General features: G+C 61.3%; 14 protein-coding genes. 2 read left to right on the top strand and 12 right to left on the bottom strand.

Annotated features, from left to right (window positions below):
- Positions 1-12: 12 nt before the first annotated feature.
- The 3 genes from lipB to RT131_RS11955 form a co-directional block, all read right to left on the bottom strand.
- Positions 13-714, bottom strand: a complete 702-nt coding sequence (gene lipB / locus RT131_RS11965; protein ID WP_313173033.1) for a lipoyl(octanoyl) transferase LipB — start codon at positions 712-714, stop codon at positions 13-15.
- Positions 702-980 carry a DUF493 family protein gene (locus RT131_RS11960; protein ID WP_313173032.1) on the bottom strand — a complete coding sequence of 93 codons (279 nt, stop codon included), beginning with the start codon at positions 978-980 and terminating at the stop codon, positions 702-704. The genes lipB and RT131_RS11960 overlap by 13 nt, the downstream gene beginning before the upstream one ends.
- 323 nt (positions 981-1,303) lie before the next feature.
- Entirely contained in the window at positions 1,304-2,281 is a 978-nt protein-coding gene (locus RT131_RS11955) for a CsgG/HfaB family protein (RefSeq protein WP_313173031.1), read from the bottom strand.
- A 786-nt stretch (positions 2,282-3,067) separates the two neighbouring features.
- Here RT131_RS11955 and RT131_RS11950 point away from each other — a divergent pair.
- On the top strand, positions 3,068-4,114 hold the full coding sequence (locus RT131_RS11950; RefSeq protein WP_313173030.1) for a lipid A deacylase LpxR family protein: 1,047 nt from the start codon (positions 3,068-3,070) through the stop codon (positions 4,112-4,114).
- A gap of 1,057 nt (positions 4,115-5,171) precedes the next feature.
- Here RT131_RS11950 and RT131_RS11945 read toward each other — a convergent pair.
- From RT131_RS11945 to RT131_RS11905, 9 genes are all read right to left on the bottom strand, one after another.
- Entirely contained in the window at positions 5,172-6,386 is a 1,215-nt protein-coding gene (locus RT131_RS11945) for a D-alanyl-D-alanine carboxypeptidase family protein (protein WP_313173029.1), read from the bottom strand.
- Positions 6,387-6,479: 93 nt separating this feature from the next.
- Positions 6,480-7,790, bottom strand: coding sequence for a septal ring lytic transglycosylase RlpA family protein (locus tag RT131_RS11940; RefSeq protein ID WP_313173028.1), 1,311 nt, complete (start codon positions 7,788-7,790; stop codon positions 6,480-6,482).
- Positions 7,787-8,923 carry a lytic murein transglycosylase B gene (mltB, locus tag RT131_RS11935; protein WP_313173027.1) on the bottom strand — a complete coding sequence of 379 codons (1,137 nt, stop codon included), beginning with the start codon at positions 8,921-8,923 and terminating at the stop codon, positions 7,787-7,789. Before mltB ends, RT131_RS11940 begins: the two co-directional genes overlap by 4 nt.
- A 344-nt stretch (positions 8,924-9,267) precedes the next feature.
- Entirely contained in the window at positions 9,268-10,050 is a 783-nt protein-coding gene (locus RT131_RS11930; RefSeq protein ID WP_313173026.1) for a hypothetical protein, read from the bottom strand.
- A 165-nt stretch (positions 10,051-10,215) separates the two neighbouring features.
- Positions 10,216-11,016: a hypothetical protein gene (locus RT131_RS11925; protein WP_313173025.1), complete on the bottom strand. Its 801-nt coding sequence runs from the start codon at positions 11,014-11,016 to the stop codon at positions 10,216-10,218.
- A complete protein-coding gene (locus tag RT131_RS11920) occupies positions 11,013-11,144 on the bottom strand; it encodes a hypothetical protein (RefSeq protein WP_313173024.1) in 132 nt (43 codons plus the stop codon). Before RT131_RS11920 ends, RT131_RS11925 begins: the two co-directional genes overlap by 4 nt.
- A 39-nt stretch (positions 11,145-11,183) precedes the next feature.
- Positions 11,184-11,945, bottom strand: coding sequence for a hypothetical protein (locus RT131_RS11915; protein ID WP_313173023.1), 762 nt, complete (start codon positions 11,943-11,945; stop codon positions 11,184-11,186).
- Positions 11,942-13,237 (bottom strand): N-acetylmuramoyl-L-alanine amidase, encoded by a 1,296-nt coding sequence (locus RT131_RS11910; protein ID WP_313173022.1) that lies wholly within the window; start codon positions 13,235-13,237, stop codon positions 11,942-11,944. The genes RT131_RS11915 and RT131_RS11910 overlap by 4 nt, the downstream gene beginning before the upstream one ends.
- A 4-nt stretch (positions 13,238-13,241) precedes the next feature.
- Positions 13,242-13,523 carry a hypothetical protein gene (locus RT131_RS11905; RefSeq protein ID WP_313173021.1) on the bottom strand — a complete coding sequence of 94 codons (282 nt, stop codon included), beginning with the start codon at positions 13,521-13,523 and terminating at the stop codon, positions 13,242-13,244.
- Positions 13,524-13,570: 47 nt separating this feature from the next.
- Between RT131_RS11905 and RT131_RS11900 the strand changes: the two genes are divergently transcribed.
- The gene (locus RT131_RS11900; protein ID WP_313173020.1) at positions 13,571-14,329 is read left to right on the top strand and encodes a hypothetical protein; all 759 of its coding nucleotides are present in this window, start codon (positions 13,571-13,573) and stop codon (positions 14,327-14,329) included.
- Positions 14,330-14,519: the final 190 nt, after the last annotated feature.

Raw genomic sequence — 14,519 nt, 5'->3', positions numbered from 1 at the left:
TTATCAGCGGTCTCAGAGCCGCGTAGTCAGATCGGGCAGTTCGGGCGTCGGCTGCAAGGCCAGGCCGAACTGCTGGGCCAGATGGGACAGCAGCACCGACTTGACCGCTTCGATGCCCGAAGGACCGCCCAAGTCTAGCACCGAGGTCACCTGCATCCCGGCGTAGCCGCAGGGGTTGATGCGGTGGAAGGGCTCCAGGTCCAGCGACACATTGAACGCCAGCCCGTGGAAACTGCAGCCGCGGCGCACGCGGATGCCGAGCGCGGCAATCTTGGCCCCGCCGACGTAGACACCGGGCGCGCCGTCCATGCGTTCGGCACCGATGTTCCATTCATCCAGCGTATCGATGATGGCCTGCTCGATCCGGCACACGTAATCACGCACACCGATGCCGAGCCGGCGCAGGTCCAGCAACGGGTAGACCACGATCTGGCCGGGGCCGTGATAGGTCACCTGGCCACCGCGGTCCACGTGCAGCACCGGGATGTCGCCCGGCGCCAGCACATGCTCGTCCTTGCCGGCCTGGCCCAGGGTGAACACCGGATCGTGCTCGACTACCCACACCTCGTCGGTGCTGGCATCGGTACGGGCATCGGTGAACTGCTGCATGGCGTGCCAGACCGGCTCATAGCCTTGCCGGCCCAGATCACGCAGCAATGCGGGCCGCAGCGTCTTGCCCTGCGTTTCTGCCGCACAGGCGGTTACAGCGTCCACTTCACTTCCGGATGCTCACGCATCGCCGTGTGCGCGGCGTCGTACTGTTCACGGCTGTCGGCCTTGAAGGCGATGCGCACCGAGACGTACTTGCCGTTGGAGGACGCTTTCCAGCTGATGCGCTCTTCCAGCACCTCGATACCGGCGCTTTGCAGCAATTTGGGCAGCTCCGTCTCCAGACCGATATTGGCCGCGCCCATGGCGCTGAGCTCAAACGTACCGGGGAACTGGAAGCCGTGTTCAGGGTTGTCGGACTTGATTTCCATGCCGCCATTATCGGGGCGAACGCCTACAAACCCAAGGCCACTGCCGGATTGCAGCCTTCCATGCCGGCCACCTGTAGTGCCGAGCCATGCTCGGCAAGGGGCCTCCCGGCATCGCTCGCTGTGGGAGCGGCGTCAGCCGCGAAGCTCAAGGATGTTCAGGTTGCGGGCATTGCCATTGATGCAGATGGCCAGCTTCGCGGCTGACGCCGCTCCTGCAAGGCGCGTTGTCGGGGAGGCCCCTGCCGAGCATGGCCCGGCACCACAGCCCCGCCCAGAAACCAGAAGGGCCGCTTGCGCGGCCCTTCTGCGGGATAAACCCAGGCTTACTTGGACAGCTGCAGCAGGGTGGACGACACCCAGCCACGGTTGCCCAGTTCATCCTCGACTTCCCACATCACGCCTTCCTTGGTGCCGGTCGGGTACAGCATCATCCCGGCTTCCAGGGTGCGTACCGGCGCACCGGTACCGCGCGCATTCGCCAGCAGGCGACCGGCACGGGTGACCGTCACTGCCTGCTGCGCATTGGCGGCAGAAGCGTTCTCCGGCAGACCACCCAGCTGGGCGATGATGTCGGTATAGGCCTGCAGGTAGGCCATGGTGATCACCTGGCCGATCTCAGTGTTGGCATAACCACCAACGCCGGCCGCACCCAGGCCGCTACCACCGAACAGGCCGCCGCCGGCGCCAAAGCCCATGTCGCTCTTGCGCGCCGAGCCTTCGGAAATGGCCACCTGCTCCGACGAACGCACGTCGGTCACGGTCAGCACCACGTCAGCGGTCTTGCTGGTGAAGTTCAAGCCACCCACGATCGCGCCAGCGCGACCGCCGATCAGGCCACCCAGCAGGCCGCCAATGGCATTGCCACCGGCGTTGCTGTTCTGCGAGACCAGATCCGGGATCATCACGTAGTCGGCGGCCTTGATCTGGCCCTTGCCGACGTTGGAACGACCACGCAGGTCACCGCTGGCCGCCAATTCACGTTCGAACTGGCCTGCGGCCATACCGGCGCCACGGTCCACCAGGGTGAAACAACGCGAGCGGTTGACGAAGGCCTTGATCAGGCGCGACGGCGCCGGCAGCTGCTGGCCGGTCCACCAGTTGGTGGAGTCTTCCGGCTCGATCACCGACAGCGTACCGATCGGGCGCTGGCAGGTCGGAATCTGCGCGGCAGCCTGCTGGCGCTGCTGCTGCGCCTGGGTGCCCTTGGTCTTGAACGCGGCATGGGCCGGCTGGCTGCTGACTGCCGCAGCGATGCCCAGAGTGAGGACCGCTGCGGTGAGCGGCGAAAAAACGTTACGCATCTGATACTTCCCCATTAACCTGCACCTTACGAGGTGCGTTCCTTTGGCTTAGAGACCTTGCGGTAAGACTCTGTCCCTGATGTTACCTAGCAGACGAGCACGGTCCGGTCCGCCGGAATCCTAACCCAGACGGGCATCAGGATGCATGACGTTTTTGTGAGGGGGCTCCCTTTATGGGGCTGAAACGGCCGCTCCGCCCCCGGTTTCGGGCAACAGGAGCGCCAGACAAGGTCCGGCGACTGGCGATGGGCGGCGATCCACAGGACAGCCTGCCCTGCCCGGCCCCTCCGCCGGGGCCGCCGCACCGTCCCATCGGTGGCCGGCACAATCCCCGCCCCCGGACCCGCACCTCATGCCCAGAGCTCAGCCGGATCAGCGTCGCCAGGCCAACCTCCTGCCGGAACCGGACCGGCTCATGGCCAGCGGCGTCAGCGGACACGCATCGAACACCCTCCTGCAGTACCGAACCGCAATTTTCGAATCACGGCCTGCGCGCAACCCCGGGGACGGATGATGACTGTCCCACCGGAGCAAACCTCTATCCCGCCAGTCCGGCCAAAGGCAGGCGCGGAAAGAAGCGAAAATAGCCGTCGCGATCCGACATGCCACCTGCACCGCTGCTACCGCGCAGGAATCACGGCAACGTCCACGAACGCCACCTGTTGCGCGCACATGCGCATGAAAAGCCACCATCACACTCACAACAATCTGTCCGCTCGATAGCGATATGCCGGTCAACAACGCACCACTAAGCTGCATGTCATCCTGCTGGCGTGGAGCCTCCCCATGAAAAACGCTGCCCGAATGCTGTTGTTTACAGGCAGCCTCGCAATCGCACCGGCCTGGGCGGCGCAGCAATGCACGCAAAGTGCCCTGGATGATCACCCGCCTGCAATCAACTTCCGCGTCGACAATGATCTGCTGGGCGGCGCGCAGCAGGATCAGGGATACACCAATGGCGCGATGTTCACCTTGGTGTCGCCAAACCTGCAGGACTACACCGACGACCCCTGCCTGCCGCGCCTTGCGCGCTGGATGAATCGGCACCTGGAACGTTTACACCCCGGTGAGTTCCAGCAGCAGAACATGATCTTCAGCTTCGGCCAGGGTTTGTACACGCCTACTGACAGCACCCGCAGCGACTTGATCGAAGATGACCGCCCGTATGCGGCGGTGTTGATGGTCAATTTCGGTTACAACGCGCGCAACGGCAACCACCTGCGAACCACCCAGCTGGCCTTGGGAATGATCGGCCCTTCGGCACAGGGCAAGCAGGTACAGGACGCGGTGCACAGCGTCCTGGGCGATGAAGAATTCATGGGCTGGGACAACCAGTTGCACGACGAGCCGGTATTCAAACTGCTGCATGAGCGCATGCAGCGCTGGCCTGCGGAAGGCAACGCTGCAGGTTGGGGCTGGGACGCGATCAGCCATTGGGGCGGCGCTATCGGCAACCTTGCCACGTATGCCAATGTTGGCGGTGAAGTACGTTTTGGCTGGAAGTTGCCAGATGACTTCGGCAGTTCACCGATGCGCCCGGCCGGCGAAAACACGGCACCCACCCGCCGCGGCCGCGCCGAAGGCTGGTCCAGCCACCTGTTCGTCACCAGTGACGCGCGTTGGGTACTGCGCGACATCACATTGGATGGCAACACCTTCCGCAACAGTCACAGCGTGGACAAGCGGGCCTTGGTAGGCGACATCGGATATGGCGTTGCGGTGATGCGTGGCAAATGGAAATTCGCCCTGGCCCGCTACCACCGCACCCGCGAATTTGACGGTCAGAAACAGACCCCGGTATTCGGCAGCTTCACCATCAGTCGCACGCTTTGATTGCAGCGGTGAACAATTGCAGCCACTCGCGCTGTAAAAGCGACAAGGCAAAAAGCGCCCTCACCCCAACCCCTCTCCCGCACGCGGGAGAGGGGCTAATGTACTAGCAGCCGACGCATTGCCAGCCCCTCTCCCGCGTGCGGGAGAGGGGTTGGGGTGAGGGCGCTTTCGCTCCGGCTTTCGCTCCGGCTTTTGCTTTTGCTTTTGCATTTGCTTTTGCATTTGCTTCGGCTTTCGCTCTTCAGCTTTTGACTTACCGGGCCCCTTCCGCAGCGACGGAGCTGGCAGACAAGACCCCGGACGGGGCGGCGCACATGGATGTGCGTCGTTTTTCGACGAGACAGGGATGTCTCGTCGAAAAATCCTGCCAGCGGAGTGGACCCGCGCCGCGCAGCGGCGTGGGCGCGGAGGCAGGGTGTGCTTTCTTTGGGCCACGTTTCTTTGCACAAGCAAAGAAAGGTGTGCTCGCGCGCCGCAGGCGGGCGAAAGCTCTTGATCTTGATCTTGATCTTGGTTGCGGTTGCGGTTGCGGTTGGAACAAGAGCAAGAGCAAGAGCTTTCACTCCCCTTCGGGGAGCGAGTTACTTTTCTTTGCTTGTGCAAAGAAAAGATAACCAAAAGAAAGCACACCCTGCCTCCGCGCCCACGCCGCTGCGCGACGCGGGTCCACTCCGCCAGCGGGATTTTTCGACACGACATCCCTGTCGTGGCGAAAAACGACGTGCATCCATGCACGTCGCCCTTCGGGTTCTTCCCACTGGCTCCGTCGCTGCGGAAGAGGCCCGGTAAGTCAAAGTCCAAAGCAACCGCGACTGCAGCTGCAACTGCAACTGCGAAAGCTACCCCTCCCCAACCCTCCCCTTGCCTGCGGCAAAGGGAGGGAGCAAAGCTGCACTTGGGGCCAAAACGGCATCTGGAGCTGAGCTGCACTTGGCCAAGGGGCGACTGAGCGGCGCTCCGCAGGCAAAACAAAAGCGGCGTCGCTGCGCCCCATCAACCTGAACTCCAGTCGACAGAACACCGCAACGCCGCTCGGCCTTTCAGCCGGTAAGAGCTCTTATTCGGACTTCCACCACATCATGAAGGCATCCCACAGACGCTTGAAGAAACCACCCTCTTCCACCGCCTGCACCGCCACCAGCGGCGCCTCGGCAACCACCTTGCCGTCCAGCGACACCTTGACCGTGCCAATCTGCTGACCTGCAGTGATCGGCGCCACCAACTCCTTCGGCACGTCCATCGACGGCTTCAGATCGTTGTAACGGCCACGCGGCACGCTCACCAGCATCGGCTGCGCCACACCCAGCTGCACCTCATCGGCCGCACCCTTCCACACATGCTGCGTGGTCACCGCCTTGCCCGGCTCATACATGCGGTGGGTTTCGAAGAAACGGAAACCCCAGTTCAACAACGCCAGGCTGTCATCGGCACGCTGCTTCTCCGACGCGCCGCCCATCAGTACCGCGACCAGACGCTGGTCACCGCGCTGCGCCGAGCTCAGCAGGCAATAACCGGCAGCCGAAGTGTGGCCGGTCTTGATGCCGTCCACGCTCTGGTCACGCCACAACAGCAGGTTGCGGTTCGGCTGGGTGATCTTGCCTACCGTGAATTCCTTGATCTTGTTGTAGGCATAGGTCTCCGGGTAATCACGCACGAAGGCGCGACCCAGCAGTGCCAAGTCGTAGGCGCTGGACTGGTGGCCCTCGGCGTTCAGGCCGTGTGCGTTGACGAAGTGCGAGTCCTTCATGCCGATCTTGGCGGCGTAGCTGTTCATCAGCGCCGCAAAGGCTTCCTGGCTGCCGGCAGCATGTTCGGCCAACGCGATCGCCGCGTCGTTGCCGGACTGGATCGCCATGCCCTTTTCCATGTCTTCCAGACGCGCCGTCTGGTTGACCGGGAAACCGCTGTAGCTGCCATCGGTGCCTGCGCCGCCCTCACGCCAGGCGCGCTCGCTCATCATCACCTGGTCGTCCGGCTTGATCTTGCCGGTCTTCATTTCCGCAGCCAGCACGTAGGACGTCATCACCTTGGTGATGCTGGCCGGCGGCAGCGGGGTATGGATATTCTCGCCCGCCAGCACCTGGCCGGTGGCGTAGTCCATCAGCACCCATGCCGTGGCCGTGGTCGGAACCGGTGCCGGCGGCGTTGCCACCTGTGCCGGAGCGGCAGCGGCGGCCGGTGCAGGCGTCGGCGTCGGGGTGGGTGTCTGGGCGGAGGCCAGACCCACGGCGAGCGTGGTGGCCAGTGCAACGGCGGCAAAACGGAATTTCATCGGAAAACGGTTCCTGATGGACGAGGAAGAAAAATTCGGGCGGTCATTGTAGGGCGACGCCAGCCAGACGGCGGCACCCCGGTATGGCTGGGGTTAATCGCGGACCACTTGTGGCAGGCCAAATCCAAGACCGGCAATGCGCCCGGCAAGTTCCGTGGCGCTGTTGTTGTCGCTGGCCGGCACGCGCAGGCGCCACAAGGTACGGCCGCCGCTGACGATGTCACTGAGGCTGGCCCCGACGATACCGGCCGAGGTCAGCTGGCCCAAGGCCCTTGCAGCATTGTCACGGGAGGAGAAACTGGCCACCTGCAGCAGGATCGCGCCCAGCGCGCGGGAAGCAGGGTCAGGCTGTGCCGCTGGCGCGGCCTTCGGCACCGACGCTGCGGCCACCGCGCCGCCGGCCGGCGGCGTGAACTGCAGCAGCTCCGACGATGCCGGCAAGGCCTGGACGCGTACCGGGGCTGCCGCCGTGCTGGCCGCGCTGGTGGTGGCTGGACGACCGGTGGCGACACGCACCCCGTTGTCCTTCATCCAGGTTTCGAAATGGTCGGCGCTGCCGGCAACCGGTCGGGCCGGGGCGGCCGGCAGCTTCTCGACCAACTGGTCCATGCGGCTGGGTGCCGCTGCTGCGGGCCGCGTCGCCGGCACTGCGGCGGCAACCGTCGCAGCAGCACGCTCACGACGGACACGACGGCTGTCACCGGAGGCCTGCAGGTTCTCACTGCCGGGGGTCAGGCCATGCACCTCCACCCGGCCGGTGCCGCGCTGGGTGATGCCCAGCCGCACGGCAGCGGCATAGCTGAGGTCAATGACCCGGCCTTCATGGAACGGGCCACGATCATTGACGCGCACGATCACAGACTCGCCGTTGTCCAGGTTGGTCACCCGCGCAAAACTCGGCAGCGGCAAGGTCTTGTGCGCGGCGGTGAAGGCGTACATGTCGTACACCTCACGGTTGGAGGTGAGGCGCCCGTGGAATTTCTGCCCGTAGTACGAGGCAGTGCCCTGCTCCACGTAGTTATCGACGCGATCCATGATCTGGTACTGCTTGCCCAGCACCGTATACGGCGACCGATTGCCGACCGCCGAGCGCGCCTCGTTGGTCACTACCGGCTCGGGAATGCAATCCACATTGGGTATGTAGCTCGGCGTGGAGTCGCTTACACCGGGCTTGTACAGGCCGCCAGCGGTGTAGTTGCCACGGGTGGACAGGTCTTCCTGCGCCTTGGCATAAGGTGAGCCCTCAGGGCATTCACCGCGTGCACTGCCACGCCCGTGCACCACCGTCGCCGGCCGCGATGCCGAGCTGGCACCCGCTGTACCGGATGCCGACTTCTTGGGGGCGCTGCTGCAGGCGGCCAGCCCGAGCACGATCAACGCAGGGACCAGCCACTTGATGTTCATGCCGGGGGGAGCTCCTTGCCGGCGATGGCCTGGGACAGCTGGAACACGGCCATCGCGTACATTTTGGAGATGTTGTAGCGGGTGATTGCGTAGTAGTTCTGGAAGCCCAGCCAGTACTGCTTGCCGTCGCTGCCTTCCAAGGTCACCGGGGTAGCCTTGGCGTTGACCGCGCGCACCGGCGTGACCGGCTGGTAACCACGCGCCGCCAGCTCGGTAACGGTGTAGGTCGGGGTCCAGTCGGTGGGATTGAACTCCTCGAAGCCGGCCTGCAGCGTCGCCGGTACCGCAACGGTGCCACCGCGGATCCAGCCGCCCTTCTTGACGAAGTAATTGGCGATGGACGAGAACACATCGTCATAGCTGTTGAACAGGTCACGGCGGCCGTCGCCATTGCCGTCCACCGCGAAGTCCAGGTAGCTGGACGGCATGAACTGGCCCATGCCCATGGCGCCGGCATAGCTGCCCTTGATGCTGGTGATGTCCAGCTTCTCCAGCGCACTGAGTTCGAACAGCTTGGCCAGTTCGTCGCGGAAGAACAGCTCGCGGCGCACTTCGCGCTCCAGCTTGGCCGGGTCGCCGCTGCGCGGGTACTTGAAGGCCAGCGTGTACAGCGCATCCAGCACGCGGTGGTTGCCGGCATTGCGGCCGTAACTGGTCTCCACGCCGATGATGGACACGATCACTTCGGCCGGCACGCCGGTGCGCTCCTGCACCCGCATCAGCTCATCGCGGTGCTGCGCCAGGAAGTTGCGACCGCCATCGATGCGGGCCTGGGTGATGAACATCGGCCGGTATTCGTTCCACGGCTTGACCCGTTCGGCCGGACGCGACATCGCCGCGATGATCGGCTCGCGGATCTGCGCCTGGGCCAGGGTAGCTTCGATATAGGCCGGGTCGATGCGGTACTTGGCCGCCGTATCGCGCACGAAATTGGCGCGGGCGGTTTCAAACGGCACCGGGGTCAGATCCACCGGCGGCAGGCTTGCCTGGGCCTCGGGGACGGCCTCGGCCGGGCCGGCATTGGGCTTGACCGGCGTTTCCGCCGGGGCCGGCAGGGGGGCAGGAGACTTCGGCTGGGTTGCGCAGGCAACCATGCCGAGGGTGAGGCAACAAACCAGGGCGCGTCTAATCATCGGGCGAGATTAGCAGGTCGAAGATGAATTTCCATCAATAAGACCATGAATCACAACAGGATTGAAGCGCTCGGCCACTGCTCGCGGCGGCCTTTGAACGTGAATGCGCCAGACAGGCGGCCAACTCTCCCAAACACGGCATTGGCCCCCAAATGGAACGCAAGCCCTCCGCCCCGCCCGGACTGCCCAGCGGGGTGGTTCGATCTTGCGAGTGCCGTACCGGTGCCTTCCACTTCTGATGGGGGCAACCACGGGCGAATCGGCCTGATGGCGTTGCAGTCCTTCACATAGCAGCTGCACCCACTGCCGACGCCTCGGGCTGGGAATCCCGCAACCGCTGCGGGTCAGGGCTCCGTAATCTGAATGATCTTCGCGCCAAACCCTTGGAGATCATCAAAACTCAAAATACGCAGACGACCTTCAGGATCTTCAGAAATGCGGAAAGGGCGCGGCAATGTTCCGTCAATCTCGGCGCGCGCCGTCTTTCCAGTGGAGAGGGTGTAGATATAAACCAGCGTATCCCGAGGCGGAAGCGAATCCTTTTCCGAAAGGGTCATCCCCCCCGGATCCAGCGAAGGAAGGTCGGCCTGCCCTATCAAGTGATCGTCGTCGAGAATGACCCAATAAATCGCGGTTGCGTCATCGAAACCATCGGGGTCTCTCGGCGGCGTGTCGATGTCTTCGAATGATTTGGCTAAATATTCAGCGGAAGCAATCGCATACCCCGCTTCACCGATAGAGAGCAACGCCCATTTCCGGTCCGGGCTGACTTTAGCATCAGAAATCCTTCCCGATTGGGAAGCAGTCCTTATCACGCCCAGATTGTGTCTAATGATCTGCGCGCGCTCAGGCCCAGACTCGTCCAGCCAGACTGGCAAGTCTCGTAGCCGTCGCGGTGCTACCTCGTCCACTGGCACACCTGTCAGCCGATAGCGAACTGCCCGCTGGTCCGGCGACGCTATCGATGACAACGTTGCAGGCTTTTCTTCCGGTGACGAAACCGCCACCGCCACCGCTTCGGATGTGCAACCCGACACGAGAACCGCGCCAAACAGGATCAGGCAAAGCAGCACCCGGCTGCTGTGAAAGAAGGTCGCACTGTTCCGCGATAGGCGTAGCTGCTTCATCGATTCATCCTTAAATCTTCAGGCAATACGTCGGCGACGGCATCGCGGATGTTCCGACCGACCTGCTGCAACCCGGACACGCACCCGCTCTTTCAAAAATACCCGCGACGCATGACGCTCGGGCACACACGAAAGCATACAAACGCGCTCTTCGGAGCCAGGGGATCAAGGCTCCGGAATCTGAATAATCTTCGCGCCAAGCAATTCGAGATTAAAATTATTTGCAATAACGATACGGCCCCCAGGACCTTCGATAATATCGAAAGGACGCGGCAATGTTCCGTCAATCTCGGCGCGCGTCGTTGTTCCGCTGGAAACGGTGTAGATATAGATCAGCGTATCCCGAGGCGGAAGCGAATCCTTTTCCGAAAGGGTCATCCCTACCCCCGGATCCAATGAAGGAAGGTCGGCCTGCCCGATCAAGTGATCGTCGTCGAAAACCATCCAACCAATAGCGGTTGCGTCATCGAAACCATCAGGGATCCTCGGCGGCCTGGGGATATCTTCAAATGATTTGGCCAGTGATTCAGCGGAAGCAATCGCATACCCCGCTTCGCCGATATCGAGCAAAACCCATTTCTGATCCGGGCTGACTTCAGAACCAGAAATCTTGTCCCAACCGGGAGCAGACCTTATCACGCCCAGATTGTGTCTAATGATCCGCGCGCGCTCAGATCCAGATCCAGATCCAGATCCAGATCCGACCAGCATGTCTAGCAATCTTCCTAGCCGTCGTGGTGATGCCTCGTCCACTGGCACCGTTGTCAGCAGATAGCGAACTGCCCGCTGTTCAGTCGGCGGTCGCGATGGCGATGTTGTGATGGGGGGCTCAGCAGATGAGGCCGCCACTGCCACCGCTTCGGATGTGCAACCCGTCACGAGAATCGCGCCAAACAGGATCAGGGAAAGCAGCACCCGGCTGCTGTGAAAGAGTGCATTGGTCCGCAATAGGCGTAGCTGCCTCATTGATTCATCCTTAAATCTTCAAGCAATGCGCCGGCGATGGCATCGCAGATACTCCAACCGACCTGCTGCAGCCCGGAAAAGCAGCCGCTCTTTCCAGAAAGTGTAAGCGGCGCATGACGTTCGGGCATGCGAGAAAGCATACAAACCCGGCCTTCGGGGTCGGGGGATCAAGGCTCCGGAATCTGAATGATCTTCGCGCCAAACTTCTCGAGATCATAAAAATTCACCACAAAGAGACGACCTTCAGAATTTTCAGAAATATTAAGAGGGCGCGGCAATGTGCCGTCAATCTCGGCGCGCGTCGTTGTTCCGCTGGAAATGGTATAGATATAGATCAGCGTATCGCGGGGCGGAAGCGAATCCTTTTCGGAAAGGGTCATCCCCACCCCCGGATCCAGCGACGGAAGGTCGGCCTGCCCGATCAGGTGATCATCATCAAGAATGAACCAACTGAATCCAGTCGCATCCTCGAACCCATCAGGCCGCTCCGGTGGCCTGGCGATATCCTCAAATGATTCAGCGGAAGCAACTGCATATTCCCCTTCACCGAAATAGATAAGAACCCACTTCCGATTTGGACTAACTTTGAAACTAAAAATTGTCCCCCCCGCCGGAGCGGACCTAATTGTCTTGCGATTTTGATCAACGATCCGCGCGCTCTCAGACCCCGACCCGACCAGCATAAAAGGAAACTTCCCGAGCGGTCTCGATGGCGCCTCGCTCACCGGAATGGGCGTCAGCATATAGCGAGCTACCCGCTGGTCAGACGACGCCAACCTTGCTGGTTTTTCTTCCATTGACGAAGCCGCCACCGCAACCGCTTCCGATGTGCAACCTGACACGAGAACCGTGCCCAACAGGATCAGGCAACGGAGTACGCGGATACGGTGAAGGATTGCATTGTTCCGCAATAGGCGTAACTGGTTCATTGATTCATCCTCAAATCTTCAAGCAATGCCCCGGCGACGGCATCGCAGATATCCTGCCTGACCTGCTCGTAGCCATCATCGATGCTGAGCAACCTATCGACGCTCTCGTTATCGATGAACTCCACCTCCAGGAGTGCAGCACGCAAGGGGTGATAGACGGCTGTATTCTCCAACGTGTCATCACTTAGAACCGCAAGTGCCCTTTCAGATTTAATCCCACGATTCCTTGCCCCGGCATCATGCGCGCGAATTGCGTTGTAAGCCGCGTCATTCACTCTTTGCGCCAACGCAGTGTCCTGATCAAAATTTACATTGCTGGCACGAGGGCGCACCAGTGTCTCGGTGCCTCTTGCCACCGTATTTGCGCCATTGAAATGGATGCTTAGTAGAATATCGCCCCCCTTGTTCCGGCCCACAGATGCGCGCGCTTCCCCGCTTAGGTTTCTGTCCTCGGTTCGCGTCATGTAAACCCGTAGATTTTGATTCTCACCGACACGCAACGCGCGCAATGCCGTTCTGGTCCGCAGGCCAAAATCAAGCGTCAGTTCCTTTTCCAGAACGCGACTGGTATGTGATGTCGCATTGTTGGCCGAGGAGCCCGCTGCGTTGCCCTCGCCCCCATGCCCCGGGTCGATCACGATGATGCCCGGCACTTCCAGGTCGATCAGCTCGACTGCTGCAGCCTCGCCTTCCAACTGCACGCTGATGCGCGCGGCATTGAACGCGATGGGGGGAAGGTTGATGCGGATGGCCGTGTGGCCGGTAGCGTCCACGGTGGTGGTTGCCTGCTCCTGACTGACGCGAGCAAACCCGGTGGCGGTGAACTCGGCGGGGGTCTCAAAGCGGTCACGATGCGCCACTGCCGCCTGCGCCCAATCGCCGCGAAAAACAGCGCCGGCTGCCTCCTCGCCTTCTGCCACAGGGCGCACGAACAGCGGCACCATCGTCCATGTCACCGTCTTGCCTGCATGGAGATTGTCGGGGCGACCTTCGCTCCAGATGCGAATCTTCAGCTCGCGGTGCGCGATACGGTTGTCCGCGGGCTCAACCTTGACCATCGGGTGTCTATGTGGAACCGCCTGCGGCTCGGTTGAGCCTTCGACCGCCACACCGTTTTCGTTTGCGTCGCCATCATCCACGAAGATTTCCGGTGCAAGCGCAATGGCGTCGATATGCAGTACGTTCTCCGGCCTTTCGACCAGAACTTCCCTGCGTGCCGTCTTGGATATGGGCGAGGTGGCGGATTCGGCAATGCGGCGAAAGATGTGCTGCGCGACAGGGACAATGATCATCGGCTCAAACCCCCTTCACTTCCAAAGACAGCATTTCGGAGCTTGCTGTTTTCACCACCTGCGTGCGCCCGAGGGAATCGGTGACGCCCTCCAGATAGCTGCCGTCCTCGAGCAGGATGCGATAGGAAACGTTGGGCAGAGGCTCGCCGCTTGTCTTGTCCTTCAGCACAAAACCTTCGTCGAACAACTTGAGCCGGGTGTCCGGTAACTTTGGCAGTCCAATTACCCTGAACTCGCCCTGCAGAAATGGGTGGTCACTGGCCTTGACGATGAAGTTACCGGGCATGTCATAGTTCCTTTATCTACGATGCACTTCCATGGAGATTTATAGCAGTGACGCTGATCATCGCCGCCGATACGCAGGATCATCTAATCCTCGCCGGAGATCATTGCGCAGTATTGACGCAGCAGTCAAACCCAGACGCACCGGAGTGTGTGCTCACCAATTACCGCAAGGTTTACCCTTGGAAATACGGTGCTATCGCCGCTTCCGGCGATGTTTTTCTGAAGATCAATTTTTTGAGATTATTCTTAAAAAACGTGAGCGATGGCGGCCCCATAAATCTTGCTCAGCTTGCCAAAACTGCCAAACAGATCCGTACAAACAGCGGTGTCCCACCTGATATCTCCACCGGAAATATCTTCTTCACCGCACCTGGACGCGTAGGGTTTCAGCTGCATTGCGTATCAGTCAAAACCGACCGCATCCTTTGCGAGATCATCAAACCTTTGGTCACGCAGTTTTCGTCCGCAGACAAGCTGCTTGAACAAGCCGAATACAATGCATTCAACAAGCAGCTGCGCCCGGCCTTCTTCTTTGATGATATCCATGCGTTCCATCGCCACCACCTTGATCTGCTGACGGCATTTTTTGCCGGTTACAGTGCAGGCGATGCGCGGGTAACGGCATCGTTTGATGTGTGCATGCTGGACAAGAAAACCGGTATCGGGACGTTCTGGCATATGTCGAAACCGCCAAAACAACTGGCCTATGTCCATCTTTCCGAAGATGAGAGCGACGCCGCACCCGGATACCCCTGCTACGTTGGCGGCATAGACAACAGTTTGCTGGCAGGCTTGTCCTGTCAGTGACGGCTACCAGCCATGCAGAAAGGGCGCGTGACAGCGCCGGCGACAGCTTCACAAGCGGCGCTCAAAGGTAAAAAAGGAGCGTCGGCCATCTCCCCATCCCGCAGAGATGACCGACACTCGCGTCAGCGCCCGGGGGACCCGGGACGACGGCTCCCCCCGTCATCCCGCCAGATGCCAACCTGCCAGCAGC

The sequence above is a fragment of the Stenotrophomonas sp. genome (assembly GCF_032066555.1).
In the GTDB taxonomy this organism is placed as follows: domain Bacteria; phylum Pseudomonadota; class Gammaproteobacteria; order Xanthomonadales; family Xanthomonadaceae; genus Stenotrophomonas.
Note: the sequence above shows the minus strand (reverse complement) of the source record. Positions and strands in the feature narration are given on the sequence as shown.